Here is a 14,939-nt window from a genome sequence, read left to right as displayed (position 1 = left end):
CATGCTCTCTTAAAGTTTTTCTATTCTACTACTTCTTAATTACTTATTTTTATATTATTAAACTCATCATAACAAATGAGTACTACTTTGACAACTAGCTGACTCTTAAAACCTGATTAGCGTATATAATATCTGTTGTTAAATTATTCCAAGATTTTAATTGAGAAACACTTGTATTATACTTCTGAGATAACATCCACAAAGACTCACCAGCTACAACAGTATGACGTAAGTTTTTCGATGTTGCACCACTTGTCGCTGTAGGTAAAGTTAGCTGTTGGCCAACATAGATAAAATCGCTTGATAAGTTATTTGCTTTTTTCACCGCTTGTACAGTTGTTTTGTTAGCCATAGCAATTTTGTATAATGTATCACCAGATTTAACAGTGTAACTTCCTTGTGTTGTGCTTGTTCCAACAGTTGATGTAGATTTTTCCGTGGTTTTTCCTGTCGAGTTAATCTTTAACGACTGTCCAACGTAAATCACATCACTCGATAAATTATTCCATTTCTTAATATCATTTATTGATGCATTGTATCTTAAACCTATACCATATAATGTATCGCCACTTTTTACAATATGAGTGGTTGACTCACTGGACACACTGCTATTTGAATTGGTTGACGCTCCTTTAGAAACTTTTAAGGACTGTCCCACATAGATAATATCACTGTTTAAATTATTTAATGATTTAAGCTCTTGTACACTCATACCATATTTTAACCCTATACCATATAATGTGTCACCGCTTTTTACTTGGTGGGTCGAAGTAGACGTAGAACCTGATGTAGTTCCAGATGTGTTACCTGTTGATGAACTACCTTTACTTGTAATCTTCAACTGTTGACCGACACGAATCAAATCACTTGTCAGACCATTTAACTGCTTCAACTCTTGAACAGTCATCCCATTGTTTAAAGCAATACGGTATAATGTATCGCCACTTTTTACTGTATAGATTGATGATGAATTACTTGCTCCAGACTGATTTGGTTCATTATTATCAGTAGCTTGATTTGAATTAGTATGTTCAGATTCAGTTATAGGTGCTTGACTATTTCCTTTAACCTGTAATTTTTGCCCAGTATAAATGATATCACTAACTAATCCATTTAATTTTTTTAGTTCTTGAACAGTCATATCATTATTTAATGCTATACGGTATAACGTGTCCCCACTTTTCACCGTATAAGTTAAAGAGTCTTCAGATGTTGATGCACTACCAGGATTACTATTTACCCCATCATTTGTTCCTGTAGGCGTTGTGATCGGTCCTGTATAGTTAGCATCATCATATTGCGTTAAATTGTATGTCATAATTAAATTATTTAATTTAGTGTTATAGTTAGGGTCTGTAGCATATTTACCAGTCAGCCACTTAGTAGCATCCATATAAGATGATGTATTAGACTTCCAAGCTCCGGAATAAAAATAAACTCCCGGAGAAAACGACGTTGTCTTCAATACACGTGCATTATCCTCTAACGACTCACGGTATGATGGGTATTTTCTAAAAGCATCTGTAATCGTTACATATTGACCATTATAAAATTCTTGTGTAGGCATTGATACTGATTGACCATTATAGTTACCCTTAATTCCAAATAAGTTATGATTCGGTGGTAACGATAACGTACTCGTACCATATCCACTTTCTAAAATTGCTTGTGCTATCATTACTGAAGCATACAAATCGTTTTCTGCAGCAACACTTTGTGCGTGAGAACCTATACTTTCAATAAACGCAGCTTGCGGTGTTGCAGCTTTTAATGTTGCCACTCTTGGTGTAGGGACAACAGCTGGCTGTATCGAATTTTCTTCTGTAGATTCTGTTAATCTATCTGACTCTTTTTCTTTAGAATCAGAGTCCTCAGTCTCATTTGTATTTGACTCAGTCGTTGTACTAGTGTCTGTTCCATCTGATGATGAATCTGTAGCTATGCTAGTGTCTGTCATAGCTGAATCGGAAGTTGTGCTCTCATCTATTTCACTATTTTTTTCAGTTTCAGAATTATCACTTAGACTTGTTTCGTCTGGATTCGAAGTTGACACAATATCATTCGTCTCCAATGTCGAATTAGTCCCTGAGTTAGAAATATCTTCTGATTGAGACACTTGATCGCTAGTTGTTCCATCAGCGGCTTCATTAATTTCTAATGCACTTTCTTGCAGTATCGAACTTTCTGTACCCGGATTGGAAATGGTTCTCACTGTTTTATAAACAATACTTTCTCCGATAGAAAAAGCAACCGTTTGTTCTTTCAAATCTGCTTTTTTAAAGTCAATTGGCACTTTAAAAATCGCCTTAGTAAATTGTGTGTCAACAAAGGTAAGTTGTAATTGATTTAGCTCCTGATTAATACGATATGACCCTATCACTTTACCTGTTTCATCTTTTAATGATACATCGGTACTATTCATATTTATTATAGTATTAGGGGATAAATTAATTGTAGTATCTAAATCTTCCATCTGATGAGCTTCTAAATTTATCGTTAATTCTAGTGGAACTGTATTTTCAGTCCATTCATTTTTTCCATCAATAGACAGAAATGACCAACTGTTATTGTTCTTTGATTCTGTTGCATGATTATCTTTATTAGATATATGAGAGTTGTCCTCACTGATACTATCTGCAGCTAAAGTTGTAATACCCGGTAAAATCGCTGTAGATGACAACAAAACAGTTCCAAATAAAGAGGCATGACGTACCATTGGTTGATTGATTAGTGATTTATTTTTTTTCATTATTATCTCTCGTCTCCTAAAATAAAAATACAAAAATCACTTTTTTATGATTTTTCTCAGACAACTACTATAAAATATTCTAGTATAAAAATATGTGTGTTTTTCATAATTATACAAAAAACACCTTATTATTATTATTTAAACATCTATTCTATTTATTATCAAGCATATTTGGGATTTTTTAATATCATTAAACTGATATTTTATTAATATATGTTTAAAAATTTTTTGCTCATACTTTAGGCCGATTTTTCGCTCTACAACTTGTTATCACTTTTTTTTGACTGTATATTAAAATAAGTAATCTCACTGAAAGGAGTTCGTATGAATAAAGAGCATTTTTTTATTGAACTGAAACTTTATCTAAACCAATTATCATCAGAAGAACAACAAACTGTTATCAATACATATGAACAAATATTCGATGAAAAAAAAGCGTTAGGAATGTCTGAGTATGAAGTAACACAAGTCCTTCCCAGTCCAAAACAGATTGCTCAAACCATTTTTTCTGAACTTGGACTATCATTTAACACACAAACAAAGATAATAGATGATTGGGTAGAAATTACTAACGGTACGTCAGACCCGCATCACACATATAACAAATACACACATAATGATTCCACATTAAGTAGGCCTCTCCAACTGATTGGAATAGGTCTACTAAACTTATTTTTTATGTTTTGGGTCATATTAATTATTTCAATTTTACTAATGAGCGGATGGTTAGTAATTGGTGGATTTATCATCAGCCCACTTTTTAGTTTATTTTTACTTGGAACAGCTGTATCAACCTATGCATGGTTTCAATTTTTTATTAGCCTTATTCTTTTTGGTATCGGTCTATTAGGCTTTATCATTTTGAAACCTATTACCAAAGGGGCTTTGAAACTATTTATGATGTACCATAGATGGTGTTGGTCTGTTTTGAAAGGAGGTTCTAACCGATGAAAAAAAGAACTTTCTTTACGATGATTGTTGCGATTCTTCTTATTATCGTTGGAAGTGTCGGCGTATTTTTCACTCAGAATAAATTAGCTGAGGAAAGAGAACAAAGGGCCATTAACAAAAAAATTCTAACAAAAAAAAATAAAAAATTGGATATACGTTTTGACTCACCAACTATAGTCACCATCACGCGGTCTGACGATAAAAATATTTATATGAATAAGCAAGGTGTCGATTTTAAGCTAGATAAAAAGAAACAAGCAGACTGTACATTTACGGAGAAAGACTCAACTTCTTTATTAACCATAAAAAATCCGTCAACAGACACTAAAAGCACTTACCCTTTTTCTATTTTTAGTTTAAACAGATACATTGATGACACGGTATACCTTCGCATACCAACCCATTATGAAACAGTAACTATAAATGGGGAAAGGATACACTTATCCATGTATGATTTTTCAGCAGATACTGTAGATTTATCTCTTTCAAATGGCTCTGTTTCGCTAGATAACATTCGCGCAAAAAAAATCATTCAGACAGAACAAGCTACAGATTTTAGCTTAGAAAACTCTAAAATATCAGAACAATTATCAATCAGTTCTCAATACAATGATATTACTATTTTAAATTCTACAGCTAAGTTAATGACACTAAAAACTGAAATTGGAAGTATCTTTACAGGTAATACAAAAGGTGATATGGAAGTTAATACTCAAGAGGGAGATGTATCTATTAATCACACTATTGGGAAATCAACTATTCATACAATACATGGTGATATCTTGTTTCACGATAACATCATTGACTTTGATACAGAACTTATATCAACAAACGGTGATATTGATATTGAAACAGATGACGCCTCTATCGAGAACAATCAGCTAAATTTTGAAACCACACTGGGTGACATTTCAATTTTTAATAAAAATTTATCTTCTAATAGAAAATATAAAACAAATAAAGGAAAAATAAGTATTAAAGCCATGACTAAAAACGGTGACATCGATGTAGAGGAGCTGGATACAGATGACACTCATTATGGTTATGATTAAATCATGTTATAATATACAGGCTTTATTATTTAGTTAATAAAGTCTGTTTTTGATTTTAGGAGGTCAACATTAATGAAAACATCAAAATTATATTGGTCATATGCTGCTAGTATTTGTTTGTTACTTTTTGCAGTCATTGCATACTTCGTTGTATCAAATGAATCTGTTCTTTCAGCTATCGATCAACCTATTCAACAATTATTAAGAGGCACTATCACACCTGAAAAAACGATCTTTTTCAAGTATTTCACCAAGTTTGGTAACACTGCAACTATCGCGTTTTTATTTATCATCAGCTTTCTTGTTCTCTACATTAAGCTAAAAGATAAAGTAGCTAGCTATTGGTTAGCAATTAATACCGTTCTAATATCAGGTATCGGAAATCTCAGTTTAAAATATCTATTCAATAGGCCACGTCCATCAGTGGAACACTTAGTAGCTGCAAAACACGCTAGCTTTCCTAGTGGACATGCTATGGGCAGCATGTTATTTTATGGCACATTGATACTCTTAGCTTATAAATATATTGACCATAAATCTCTGCGTTTAGTTATCCAGATTACTCTAGGGATTATTATCTTGTTAATCGGTGCCAGTCGCATTTATCTAGGCGTTCATTACCCTACAGACATTTTAGGCGGCTATTTACTCGGTGGTGCTTGGCTAATGTTTAGCTATCCTTATTTTAAAAAATATGATTTCATTCAACGATTTGAAGGGAAACAATAGACATGTTTACATACAAAAAAGGAGATTCAAAACGTTATTACACTTGGAATGCTGCTCTTAGAGAAGTATTTGATGAAAAAGTATTTAAAGTACCAATCGATGGTGGGTTTGATTGCCCAAATAGAGATGGAACTGTAGCTCGAGGTGGCTGTACATTTTGTAGCGTCTCTGGGTCTGGTGATATGATTATTGCACCAAGCGATCCATTACCGGTACAATTTCGTAAAGAGGTCGATCAAATGCATAAAAAATGGCCCACAACACAACAATACATCGTTTATTTTCAAAATTTTACCAATACACATGCTCCTCTTGATGTTTTAAAGCACCGTTTTGAGCAAGTCATAAATGAAGAAGGCGTGGTTGGTCTTTCTATAGGGACTCGTCCGGATTGTTTACCTGATGATGTGGTAGACTATTTAGCCGAATTAAATCAACGATTATACTTATGGGTTGAACTTGGTTTACAAACTACTTTTGAGGAAACAAGTCATTCTATCAACCGAGCTCATGACTACCAAACCTATCTAGATGGAGTGGAAAAACTTCGTAAACATCATATTAATGTCTGCACTCACTTAATTAATGGACTACCTGGTGAAACATATGACATGATGATGGAAAATGTGAAACGAACAGTATTAGACTCAGATATTCAAGGAATAAAATTACACTTACTTCATTTAATGTCTAATACAAAAATGGAAAAAGATTACTTAGAAGGACGACTTCAGCTCTTAACACAGAAAGAGTATACTCAATTGACATGTGATCAACTAGAAATAATTCCCCCAGAAATTATTATTCACCGTTTAACAGGAGATGCTCCAAGAGAAGCTATCATTGGCCCAATGTGGAGTTTAAAAAAATGGGAAGTATTAAATGGAATTGATCAAGAGCTAGAAAGACGACAAACATATCAAGGGATTTATAATATTAGAAAAGGTGGGGAAATTTTTGCTTAAAACAGCTCTTAAATTTAGTCACGAACTTCTTGATGAATGCATAGATTTAGGCGACTCAGTAGTTGATGCTACCATGGGTAATGGCCATGACACCTTATTTTTAGCTCAGTTAGTTGGAAGTGATGGACATGTCTATGCGTTTGATATACAAGAAAAGGCCATTGAATCCACTCAACAAAAATTAAAAGAGCAACATATAAAACATGTTTCACTTATCAAAGATGGTCATGAAAAAGCCCTAGAGCACTTACCTACTCACACCAAAGTAAAAGCTGCAATTTTTAATTTAGGTTATCTACCTCATGGTGATAAAACCATTACAACAACTAGTCATACTACCATTACAGCAATAACTTCTTTGCTAAACATTTTAGAAGAAAAAGGTCGGATTGTCTTAGTATTGTACTCAGGTCATGATGAAGGAATGAATGAAAAAAAAGATGTCTTAGCATTTGCTCAATTGCTACCTCAAGAAACCTACTCTGTTTTAACTTATCAATTTATCAATCAACAAAATAACCCCCCTTCTGTACTGTGTATTGAAAGAAAAAGAGCCTGATTTCGGCTCTTTTTTTCTAAATATTTTCCTAATAATTCTATATTAAGTTATAATAAAGAAATATAACCAATTAAGGAGTAAATTATAATAATGCAACAAAAAATCAGTAAATTTATGAGCCGTTTTTCATTAAGAGCTATTATTATATTTATCGTTATTTTGACAACACTTATTTCATTAGTACTATCATCTTTATATATTGAACATTATGTTGCCCAAAATGAATACAAACATGCCAAAGATAAAATGTCGACCATCGCCAAAGTATTTGCTACAGATGAACAAGTAAAAGAGGCTTTAATTCAAGATAAAACATCAACAGATATCCAAACTCTTTCTTTAGAAGTTGCTAACATCAGTAACATGGATTTTATTGTTGTATTAGATAAAGAACTCATTCGATTATCCCATCCAAATTCTGACGTTATTGGGCAACCTTTTTCTGATTTAGATGATGCTAGACAAGCACTTAATGGTAAATCTCACTTTTCTCAAAAAAAAGGAGTACTAGGAGACGGGATTCGATTTTTTGTTCCTGTTAAAGATGACGATAATCAAATTATAGGTGTTATCTGTGCTGGTATTACACTTAATACATTACAAGGTGAAATTAATAACTTACAGATAAAAATAACTCTCATTTTATTAATTGGGTTATTCGTCGGAATCATAGGTGCTGTCATTAGTAGTACTGCTATTAAACGAATTTTGCTTGGATTAGAGCCACAAGATATTTCTAGATTGGTACAAGAAAAACAATGGATTAATGATGAAATCAATGAAGGAATCATAGCAATTAATGAACAACGAGAAATTACTTTAATTAACCAAGCTGCAAAAAAATTACTCTACTCAATTGATCATTCTATGATGCTACAAGAACAAAAACCAATAATCGATGATCTCTATCAACTATTTTTTAGTCAATGTTTTCACACACAATCCAGACAAATGGACCAAGAGCTATTGATACATTCAACTTCCTTGATTGCCACAACTTCTCCATTGCTTAACAACAATACATTCAGTGGGGCAGTCACAACTTTTAGGGATCAGTCAGAAATGAATCAACTCATCCATACATTAAGTGGCAGTCAACAATATATTGATGCTTTAAGAGCTCAAACACATGAATTTATGAATAAAACTCACGTTATTATGGGCCTCATTGAACAAAAAAAATATGATATGGTTCAAACGTACATTCAACAAATCACTAGTGACTACCAAAAAGAAGTAGGCTATGTCACAGAAATTATAGCGTCACCTGCTATTGCAGGGTTTATCCTTGGGAAAATTAACGAGGCAAAGGAACAAAACGTAAGCTTATCATTAAATCCATCGTCTTTCTTACCAGACTTAACGATTGATGAAAGTATCCACGACATTATTCAAATATTAGGGAATTTATTAGATAACGCCATTGATGCAACTAAAGAAGAAGACATCAGATACGTCAACCTCCTAATTTCCTATGAATCTGAAGGAAATATTCTTATCATTGAAGTCAAGGATAGTGGCTGTGGTATTCAAACTACTAATATTGATCAACTCTTTCAAAAAGGTTTCTCCACTAAAGGAACGGGGAGAGGATACGGATTACACGCCATTTATCGTATCGTCACTGAGCATAACGGTTTGATTGATATGACTAACAATCAAAATATCGGAACAACTGTCTATATCGAATTACCAATAAAGAAAGAGGTAAAATAAATGAACACCTTAATTATTGAAGATGATCCAATGGTGGCAAAACTAAATGAAGATTTTTTAAAAGACATCCCCACCATTCATTTGGTAGAAAATTGCCAATCAACTTCAGAAGCAAAAAAAATCATAGCTACTCAACATATAGACATGATTTTGTTAGATAATTATCTACCTAATCAAACAGGGATTGACTTTTTATCAGAATTACGTAAAGAAAATAATCAAGTTCCCGTCATACTTATTACTGCCGCAAATGATATGGATACAATCACAAAGGCATTATCTCTAGGAGCTGTAGATTATCTTGTAAAACCATTTACAGCTAATAGATTGTCACTAGCTATTCAAAAAGTAGTTAATCAAAAAAAAATACTTAGTCAAATACAACATGCTAACCAAAATAATATAGATGCTTTATTTAATGAAAAATCAAGTGACCATAATCCATCGCCTATGATATTAAATGACTTACCTAAGGGTCTATCCAAACTGACTATGGAAAAAGTATTAGAAAAGATACACGAAGAAACAGCCCCTTTTTCAACTGAACACCTTGCAAAAAAAATTGGAATATCCCGTATTTCCACAAAAAAATATTTATCATTCCTTGTTGAGACAAATTACTTAACAGAAGATATCATGTATCAAGATATTGGCCGACCAATCACACGCTATAAACAAGTATAAAAAACTCCTCCAACGTTAATAGTCGGAGGAGTTTTTTTACAATACACTATTTGCTGTTTTTCCAGATTCTAAAACTGAATGGAAGTTTTCAAAGCTTGTTTCAATCATATTAGTTAATGCTTCATCTGTATTAGATCCCACGTGAGGTGTCACTAAAACTCTTGGATAAAGATTAATTAACTCTTCAACAGTTGAATCTGGTAAAGGCTGATCCTCACCAAAATTTTTGAAGAATAAATCTTTTTCATTAGCAAATACATCTGTCCCAAAACCTTCTAGATGGTTTGTCTTTAATGCATCTAAAATCGCTTGATTGTCTTGTAACTCTCCACGTGCTGTATTAATTAAGATAGCACCTTTCTTCATCTTACTAATAAATTCAGCATTAATCATTTGATCATTTTCACCTGGAATGTATGGTACATGAATGCTGACGATATCAGATTGTTCTAATAAATTGTCTAAATCAGTATAAGTTAATACCTCTCTAGCCGCATCGTTTTCATAAATATCATAACCTAAAACTGTTGCACCTAGTCCATCAAATAATTTGGCTTCTGTTAAACCAATTTTTCCAGTTCCGATGATACCCACTTTACAATTTCTGATTTCTTTACTAAACATTGTATTATCAACAATAAAGTTTTTATCACTTGTTCTCATTGTCATATAAGAAGTATGTCTCAATAGCATCATGGCTAAAGTAAGAGATAGTTCTGCAATGGCATTTGGTGAATAAGAAGGGACTCTAGCTACTTCCATATGAAATTCTTTAGCCGCTTCTAAATCAATATGATTAAACCCAACAGTTCGTGTAAAGACATATTTCACACCGTGTTCTGCCATTTTTTCAATGTTTTCTCTATCTGCCACACAATTTCCTCTTAATAAAACAGCATCATGATTATAAGCTGTTTCAATATTATCATGTGTTAATAAATCTTCAATCAATGTTAAATCATAATTATATTTATTTAAGTCATTAAAGTAAGCTACCTCATTTGGTCTTACACCATAACATGCTATTTTGAATGTCATATCAATTCCTCTTCTTTCTTATTTATGTATTAGGTTAAAAAATTCCCATTTTGCTAATCATTTCTAGTACAACAATCCAGATTGGTGTCATCACAACAGCCAATACTGTTGAAATAAGTGAAGCATTTGATGCTAAAACTGGTTTTTTATCAAAGCTAATAGCATAAGCTGCTGCAACTGTCGCTGTTGGTGCAGCCATCATAATAACGATTGTTGCTAATGCTTCATAACTTACTGGCAAGATGTGAGTTATTGTTAAACCAGCTAATAAAACAATATTAATCACTGGTACAACAATGACTTTCATTGCACTGTAATACCAAGATGTTTTGTCTGATGCTGCATCTTTAAAGCTTACTTCACCTAAAGTTGCACCAATTGATAACCATGCAAGCGGTGAAGCTAATCCTGCTAAATATGTCATTGGTTTAAATAACCAGACAGCCGTTTGATCGATACGTAAAAATGCCACTTGATTTACAACGCCCTCAGCATTTGTCACACTTACTTGTGGTAAATATCCTTGGAAAATCCAGATGAATAACCCAGCAAATGTTGCAATAACAATTGGATTTAAAAACATTGTTTTAATGTTTTTAAGTTCCATTTTTAAACCACTCATTTTAATGTATCCATATGAATATAAGAAAATTCGATACCCAATATTAAAAATTGAAGAGAACATCACACCTATCGGCCCATAAATTGCACTAACAATCGGTGTACCAAAAAATGTTGTTGACCCAAAAATAGTTAGAACGCGTAGAGTGTCTTGTTCATCACCTTTGTATTTCATAAATAATGGCTTAGAAACAAAAATTAAAATAATATAGATGACAATACCCCAAATTAAAACATTCATTCCTTGCTTTAATGTATCGCTTTTAATATCTTGCATAAAAGCATTAAAAGCTAATGCTGGTAAAGCAACACTTAACACTACTTTTGATAAAATTTTTCCTACTTCTGAAGAAAAAATTCCTTTCTTACGACAAAAGAATCCTAATAAAATAATAAAAACTGTTGATGTTATCGCACTGATAATATTCATATCAGTCATAGTTGTTTTGATGACTTCCCCGATGTTCATATATAAATCCCCCATTAATCATTGTGTGTTATATCACAAAAGGTTGCATGCTCCTTTGCTTTACATACACATCATAAAGTATATTTGTGAAATATTGAACAATTTGTAATTAATGATACTTTTGTAACTTATGTAATCGAAAAAATAGATGTTAAAAAAACAGCAATGTCCACTATTGAATTATGGTATGCCCCACTTATCAACCATTATTTATACTATTATTACTCCAAAACATATTTGCTTAATATATCACATAAAAAAAGCATTGGACTATAAAAATTAGCCCAACGCTTTGATTTATGTCATTATTTAACACTGTTTTCCATATATTCATCAACTAAACGATCAAAAGTTGATTCATTGTCCCCAACGACTTCAACCACATAATCTCCTAGTTGTTCTTTTGTATGTAGTATTTGAGTGATATGAGGTAAGACATCTTGCGCTTCCTCACTGTCTTCACGATGAATCACGTCAATTAACAAATAATGATTATCATCTCTCGCTTGAACAACATCTCCAATTTCAGGTGCACGATTCAAGTGACTTAATTTCTTGACATCTTTTGGTATATATAAGCCAACTAGTGGCTCAATAACAGATAGTTTTGCTGTTGCGTTATCAATTGATTCAATTAAATAGCCAATCCCAATATTTTCTCTCATAGTACTTATACCACCTTTCTCAAGTTAGTGTTCATATTATTATAAAATAATGGTTTTTATGTGTAAAAAATACTATTAATCTTGTTAAATATTTTGAATTTATTCGTCTTTTAGTAACAAAAAATTTTTATTTACCAATTATAATAACTCATATAAACAAATATATTGTTAAAGACTATAGGAGTGATAATTATGACACTAACAAATGCTGAAAAATTCAAAGGTATCACCACTCATCTAAAAAAACTAAAAACAGATTTACTTGTTATTTTAGAAAAAGATAATTCTATTATGGATTCTTTTGACTCTGATCAATATAATGCTATCTATCAAAATGCGGAATCGTTAATGAGACAATTAAAAGAAGATTTTAAAAAACATCCTGAACAATTTTCTGCTGAAGAATTAAACTATGCTGAAACTATTGAAAGAAATGTGACTAACTTAGGGCATAACATGCATGAAATCAGTACAAATATTTCTGCTGAAAAACGCAGAAAATTGACTGAAGATGCCTATAAAAATGTCACAAAAACCTTAGAGGCTGTTGAATCAATGTAAAAAAACACCTACAAAGTAATTCAACACATTACTTGGAACTGACCCCAAAAGATGAGACAAATATAAAAACGCCCCTGTTGAATTCATGTAAAATGAATTTAACGGAGGTGTATTTTTTATGGTTAAAAGGATTGCTTATCCAGTAGAAGTAAAAGAAGAAGCTATAAAAATGAAACTTGAAGGTAAAACAACATCAGAAATTATGAATAAACTCAACATTCGGAATAAAACTCAGGTGAAAACATGGTGGAAATGGTATAGAAATGGAGAATCTTATCGATTCTCTCAAGGTGTGGGAAAACAATATACTTATGGAAAAGGTAATGAACACTTTTCACCTTTAGAAGTTCTAGAAAGAGAAAACAAGTACTTGAAACAGGAAATTGATGTTTTAAAAAAATACAAGGAGTTGGAAAGGATGTGGAAAAAGAAGTATTCATAAATTTAGTTGATTCTTATAAAGGAAAACTATCTATAACATGGTTATGTCACTATTTTGGGATAGCTAGAAGTACTTACTATCGTTGGTCTAAGAAAGAATATGTTGCCGATAATCGAATTAAAATGATTGAGCAGCTGTGTAAAGAAAACAAGTTCACTTATGGTTATCGAAAAATCACTTTTTTACTTCGTAAAAAGATAAAAGTGAATCATAAAGTTGTTCAGCGTATTATGCAAAAATATGGATGGAGTTGTCAGGTGAAAATAAAGAGAGTGTAATATAAACTGTGTAAGTAACCTACCATCCTAGGTAGTGGGTTGCTTCGCGGTTTTTCTTTTTTTACAATAGATTAAAGGAGTGAGAAGCTGTGGCTAAAAAGAAAAGAGACCAAAAATCAGCGAAGTTAGCTCAATCAATTATTGACATCTATCAACCAGAATCGGTTGAAGATATGCAAGAAGCTTTAAAAGATGTTTTTGGACCGATGTTTGAAGCTATGCTACGTGGAGAATTAGATAATCATTTAGGTTATGAGAATCAGTCAAGACAAGAAAAAGAAACTCAAAACAGACGGAATGGATATGGAAATAAAAAGTTAAAAACAAGTTTCGGTGAATTAGACATTCAGGTTCCAAGAGATAGAGATGCTTCTTTTGAACCAGAAATTATTCCTAAAAGAAGCAAAGACGTTTCAAGTATTGAAAGTAAAGTTCTTTCTATGTATGCCAAAGGCATGAGTCAACGAGATATTGCCTCGACAATTGAAGATATTTATGGCTTTACTATTTCTCATGACATGGTGTCGGATATCACAGATCAAATATTATCAGAACTTGAGGAATGGCAAATCAGACCTCTGGCCAAATGCTATGCCTTCTTGTTTGTTGATTGTATGTATGTCACTCTAAGAGAAAATTATGAAGTGAAAGAATGTGCAGTGTATACAATTCTTGGCTATGATTTAAAAGGAAATAAAGAAATTTTAGGCCTTTGGTTAAATCAAACAGAATCAAAAAACAGATGGATGCAGATTTTTGATGAGATTAAAGAGCGTGGAGTTGAAGATATTCTATTTATTTCAATGGACGGCGTATCAGGACTTGAAAATGGTGCTAAAGCTATTTTCCCAGGCGTTGTGGTTCAACGTTGTTTAGTTCATTTAGTTAGAAATGCCCTTCGCTATGTACCAAGTAAGAGTTATAAAGAAGTTTGTAAGGATATGAAGTCTTTTTACAGCGCTTCTTCTTTAAAAGCTGCTCAAACAGCTTTTGATACCTTTCAAACAAAGTGGGCTATTTATCCAGGAGCTGTTGATGTTTGGAAAAGAAATTTTCAACATGTTGAACAACTATTTGATTATGGATCAGCTATTCGAAAAATAATGTACACAACAAATGCTGTAGAGAGTGTTCATTCAAGTTTCCGTAAGGTAACTAAAAAAGGCGCTTTCCCTAATGAGAATGCCCTTCTTAAGCTGCTATATCTTCGAGTAAAAGAACTTCAAAGTAAATGGGAAGGTGGACACGTTCACAATTGGGCTATGGTGCTTAATCAATTAACTGTTAATGATTCTTTTTCAAAACGAGTTGAAAAATATAATCGGTACTAATCAAAATAGGTTGGATATATATAATTTGACAACGAGTCTCTCGTCCTGTGAATTTTTATCGGGACAAGAGCTTTATTAAAAATGCCCTCTTATCCTCGAAGATTATCACAGGACGACTCATTGTCAAAT

General features: G+C 32.5%; 15 protein-coding genes and 1 other annotated feature (1 of these 16 only partly in view). Of the genes, 11 read left to right on the top strand and 4 right to left on the bottom strand.

Annotated features, from left to right (window positions below; genetic code table 11):
- Nucleotides 1-45, bottom strand: a binding site (T-box leader) (it extends 149 nt beyond the left edge of the window).
- Between the two features lie 49 nt (nucleotides 46-94).
- Entirely contained in the window at nucleotides 95-2,749 is a 2,655-nt protein-coding gene (locus tag JNUCC83_RS10680) for a muramidase family protein (protein ID WP_454459961.1), read from the bottom strand.
- Nucleotides 2,750-3,073: 324 nt separating this feature from the next.
- Between JNUCC83_RS10680 and JNUCC83_RS10675 the strand changes: the two genes are divergently transcribed.
- The 7 genes from JNUCC83_RS10675 (at nucleotide 3,074) to JNUCC83_RS10645 (ending at nucleotide 9,405) form a co-directional block, all read left to right on the top strand.
- Nucleotides 3,074-3,700: a DUF1700 domain-containing protein gene (locus JNUCC83_RS10675; RefSeq protein ID WP_454459960.1), complete on the top strand. Its 627-nt coding sequence runs from the start codon at nucleotides 3,074-3,076 to the stop codon at nucleotides 3,698-3,700.
- Nucleotides 3,697-4,752 (top strand): DUF4097 family beta strand repeat-containing protein, encoded by a 1,056-nt coding sequence (locus JNUCC83_RS10670; protein WP_454459959.1) that lies wholly within the window; start codon nucleotides 3,697-3,699, stop codon nucleotides 4,750-4,752. Before JNUCC83_RS10675 ends, JNUCC83_RS10670 begins: the two co-directional genes overlap by 4 nt.
- A 72-nt stretch (nucleotides 4,753-4,824) precedes the next feature.
- Complete coding sequence (locus JNUCC83_RS10665; RefSeq protein ID WP_454459958.1) at nucleotides 4,825-5,481, top strand: phosphatase PAP2 family protein; 657 nt, start codon at nucleotides 4,825-4,827, stop codon at nucleotides 5,479-5,481.
- Between the two features lie 2 nt (nucleotides 5,482-5,483).
- Nucleotides 5,484-6,446, top strand: a complete 963-nt coding sequence (gene mnmL / locus JNUCC83_RS10660) for a tRNA modification radical SAM protein MnmL/YtqA (protein ID WP_454459957.1) — start codon at nucleotides 5,484-5,486, stop codon at nucleotides 6,444-6,446.
- A complete protein-coding gene (gene mnmM / locus JNUCC83_RS10655; protein ID WP_454459956.1) occupies nucleotides 6,439-7,005 on the top strand; it encodes a tRNA 5-(aminomethyl)-2-thiouridylate-methyltransferase MnmM in 567 nt (188 codons plus the stop codon). The genes mnmL and mnmM overlap by 8 nt, the downstream gene beginning before the upstream one ends.
- 90 nt (nucleotides 7,006-7,095) lie before the next feature.
- Nucleotides 7,096-8,721: an ATP-binding protein gene (locus tag JNUCC83_RS10650; protein WP_454459955.1), complete on the top strand. Its 1,626-nt coding sequence runs from the start codon at nucleotides 7,096-7,098 to the stop codon at nucleotides 8,719-8,721.
- Nucleotides 8,722-9,405, top strand: coding sequence for a response regulator (locus tag JNUCC83_RS10645; RefSeq protein WP_454459954.1), 684 nt, complete (start codon nucleotides 8,722-8,724; stop codon nucleotides 9,403-9,405).
- A 36-nt stretch (nucleotides 9,406-9,441) separates the two neighbouring features.
- On the opposite strand, the gene JNUCC83_RS10640 is transcribed toward JNUCC83_RS10645, so the two are convergent.
- The 3 genes from JNUCC83_RS10640 to JNUCC83_RS10630 all read right to left on the bottom strand — a co-directional run bounded on the left by JNUCC83_RS10640 (nucleotide 9,442) and on the right by JNUCC83_RS10630 (nucleotide 12,198).
- On the bottom strand, nucleotides 9,442-10,443 hold the full coding sequence (locus tag JNUCC83_RS10640) for a 2-hydroxyacid dehydrogenase (RefSeq protein ID WP_454459953.1): 1,002 nt from the start codon (nucleotides 10,441-10,443) through the stop codon (nucleotides 9,442-9,444).
- Nucleotides 10,444-10,477: 34 nt separating this feature from the next.
- Complete coding sequence (locus JNUCC83_RS10635; protein WP_454459952.1) at nucleotides 10,478-11,533, bottom strand: AEC family transporter; 1,056 nt, start codon at nucleotides 11,531-11,533, stop codon at nucleotides 10,478-10,480.
- A gap of 305 nt (nucleotides 11,534-11,838) precedes the next feature.
- Nucleotides 11,839-12,198 (bottom strand): hypothetical protein, encoded by a 360-nt coding sequence (locus tag JNUCC83_RS10630; protein ID WP_454459951.1) that lies wholly within the window; start codon nucleotides 12,196-12,198, stop codon nucleotides 11,839-11,841.
- A 192-nt stretch (nucleotides 12,199-12,390) separates the two neighbouring features.
- On the opposite strand from JNUCC83_RS10630, the gene JNUCC83_RS10625 reads away from it, so the two are divergent.
- The 4 genes from JNUCC83_RS10625 to JNUCC83_RS10610 all read left to right on the top strand — a co-directional run bounded on the left by JNUCC83_RS10625 (nucleotide 12,391) and on the right by JNUCC83_RS10610 (nucleotide 14,810).
- Nucleotides 12,391-12,759, top strand: coding sequence for a hypothetical protein (locus JNUCC83_RS10625; RefSeq protein WP_454459950.1), 369 nt, complete (start codon nucleotides 12,391-12,393; stop codon nucleotides 12,757-12,759).
- Nucleotides 12,760-12,877: 118 nt separating this feature from the next.
- Nucleotides 12,878-13,201, top strand: coding sequence for a helix-turn-helix domain-containing protein (locus tag JNUCC83_RS10620; protein WP_454459949.1), 324 nt, complete (start codon nucleotides 12,878-12,880; stop codon nucleotides 13,199-13,201).
- Entirely contained in the window at nucleotides 13,180-13,479 is a 300-nt protein-coding gene (locus tag JNUCC83_RS10615) for an IS3 family transposase (RefSeq protein ID WP_454459948.1), read from the top strand. Before JNUCC83_RS10620 ends, JNUCC83_RS10615 begins: the two co-directional genes overlap by 22 nt.
- Before the next feature lie 89 nt (nucleotides 13,480-13,568).
- Nucleotides 13,569-14,810 carry an IS256 family transposase gene (locus JNUCC83_RS10610; protein ID WP_454459153.1) on the top strand — a complete coding sequence of 414 codons (1,242 nt, stop codon included), beginning with the start codon at nucleotides 13,569-13,571 and terminating at the stop codon, nucleotides 14,808-14,810.
- The last annotated feature ends 129 nt before the right edge of the window (nucleotides 14,811-14,939 follow it).

This window comes from Vagococcus sp. JNUCC 83, from assembly GCF_053667615.1.
This window is presented reverse-complemented; position numbering and strand designations above follow the sequence as displayed.

What these genes read in the sequence shown, in the direction of transcription:
- JNUCC83_RS10680 (WP_454459961.1), bottom strand. Translation starts at nt 2,749, where the DNA reads ATGAAAAAAAATAAATCACTAATCAATCAACCAATGGTACGTCATGCC.
- JNUCC83_RS10675 (WP_454459960.1), top strand. Translation starts at nt 3,074, where the DNA reads ATGAATAAAGAGCATTTTTTTATTGAACTGAAACTTTATCTAAACCAA.
- JNUCC83_RS10670 (WP_454459959.1), top strand. Translation starts at nt 3,697, where the DNA reads ATGAAAAAAAGAACTTTCTTTACGATGATTGTTGCGATTCTTCTTATT.
- JNUCC83_RS10665 (WP_454459958.1), top strand. Translation starts at nt 4,825, where the DNA reads ATGAAAACATCAAAATTATATTGGTCATATGCTGCTAGTATTTGTTTG.
- mnmL (WP_454459957.1), top strand. Translation starts at nt 5,484, where the DNA reads ATGTTTACATACAAAAAAGGAGATTCAAAACGTTATTACACTTGGAAT.
- JNUCC83_RS10650 (WP_454459955.1), top strand. Translation starts at nt 7,096, where the DNA reads ATGCAACAAAAAATCAGTAAATTTATGAGCCGTTTTTCATTAAGAGCT.
- JNUCC83_RS10645 (WP_454459954.1), top strand. Translation starts at nt 8,722, where the DNA reads ATGAACACCTTAATTATTGAAGATGATCCAATGGTGGCAAAACTAAAT.
- JNUCC83_RS10640 (WP_454459953.1), bottom strand. Translation starts at nt 10,443, where the DNA reads ATGACATTCAAAATAGCATGTTATGGTGTAAGACCAAATGAGGTAGCT.
- JNUCC83_RS10635 (WP_454459952.1), bottom strand. Translation starts at nt 11,533, where the DNA reads ATGAACATCGGGGAAGTCATCAAAACAACTATGACTGATATGAATATT.
- JNUCC83_RS10630 (WP_454459951.1), bottom strand. Translation starts at nt 12,198, where the DNA reads ATGAGAGAAAATATTGGGATTGGCTATTTAATTGAATCAATTGATAAC.
- JNUCC83_RS10625 (WP_454459950.1), top strand. Translation starts at nt 12,391, where the DNA reads ATGACACTAACAAATGCTGAAAAATTCAAAGGTATCACCACTCATCTA.
- JNUCC83_RS10620 (WP_454459949.1), top strand. Translation starts at nt 12,878, where the DNA reads ATGGTTAAAAGGATTGCTTATCCAGTAGAAGTAAAAGAAGAAGCTATA.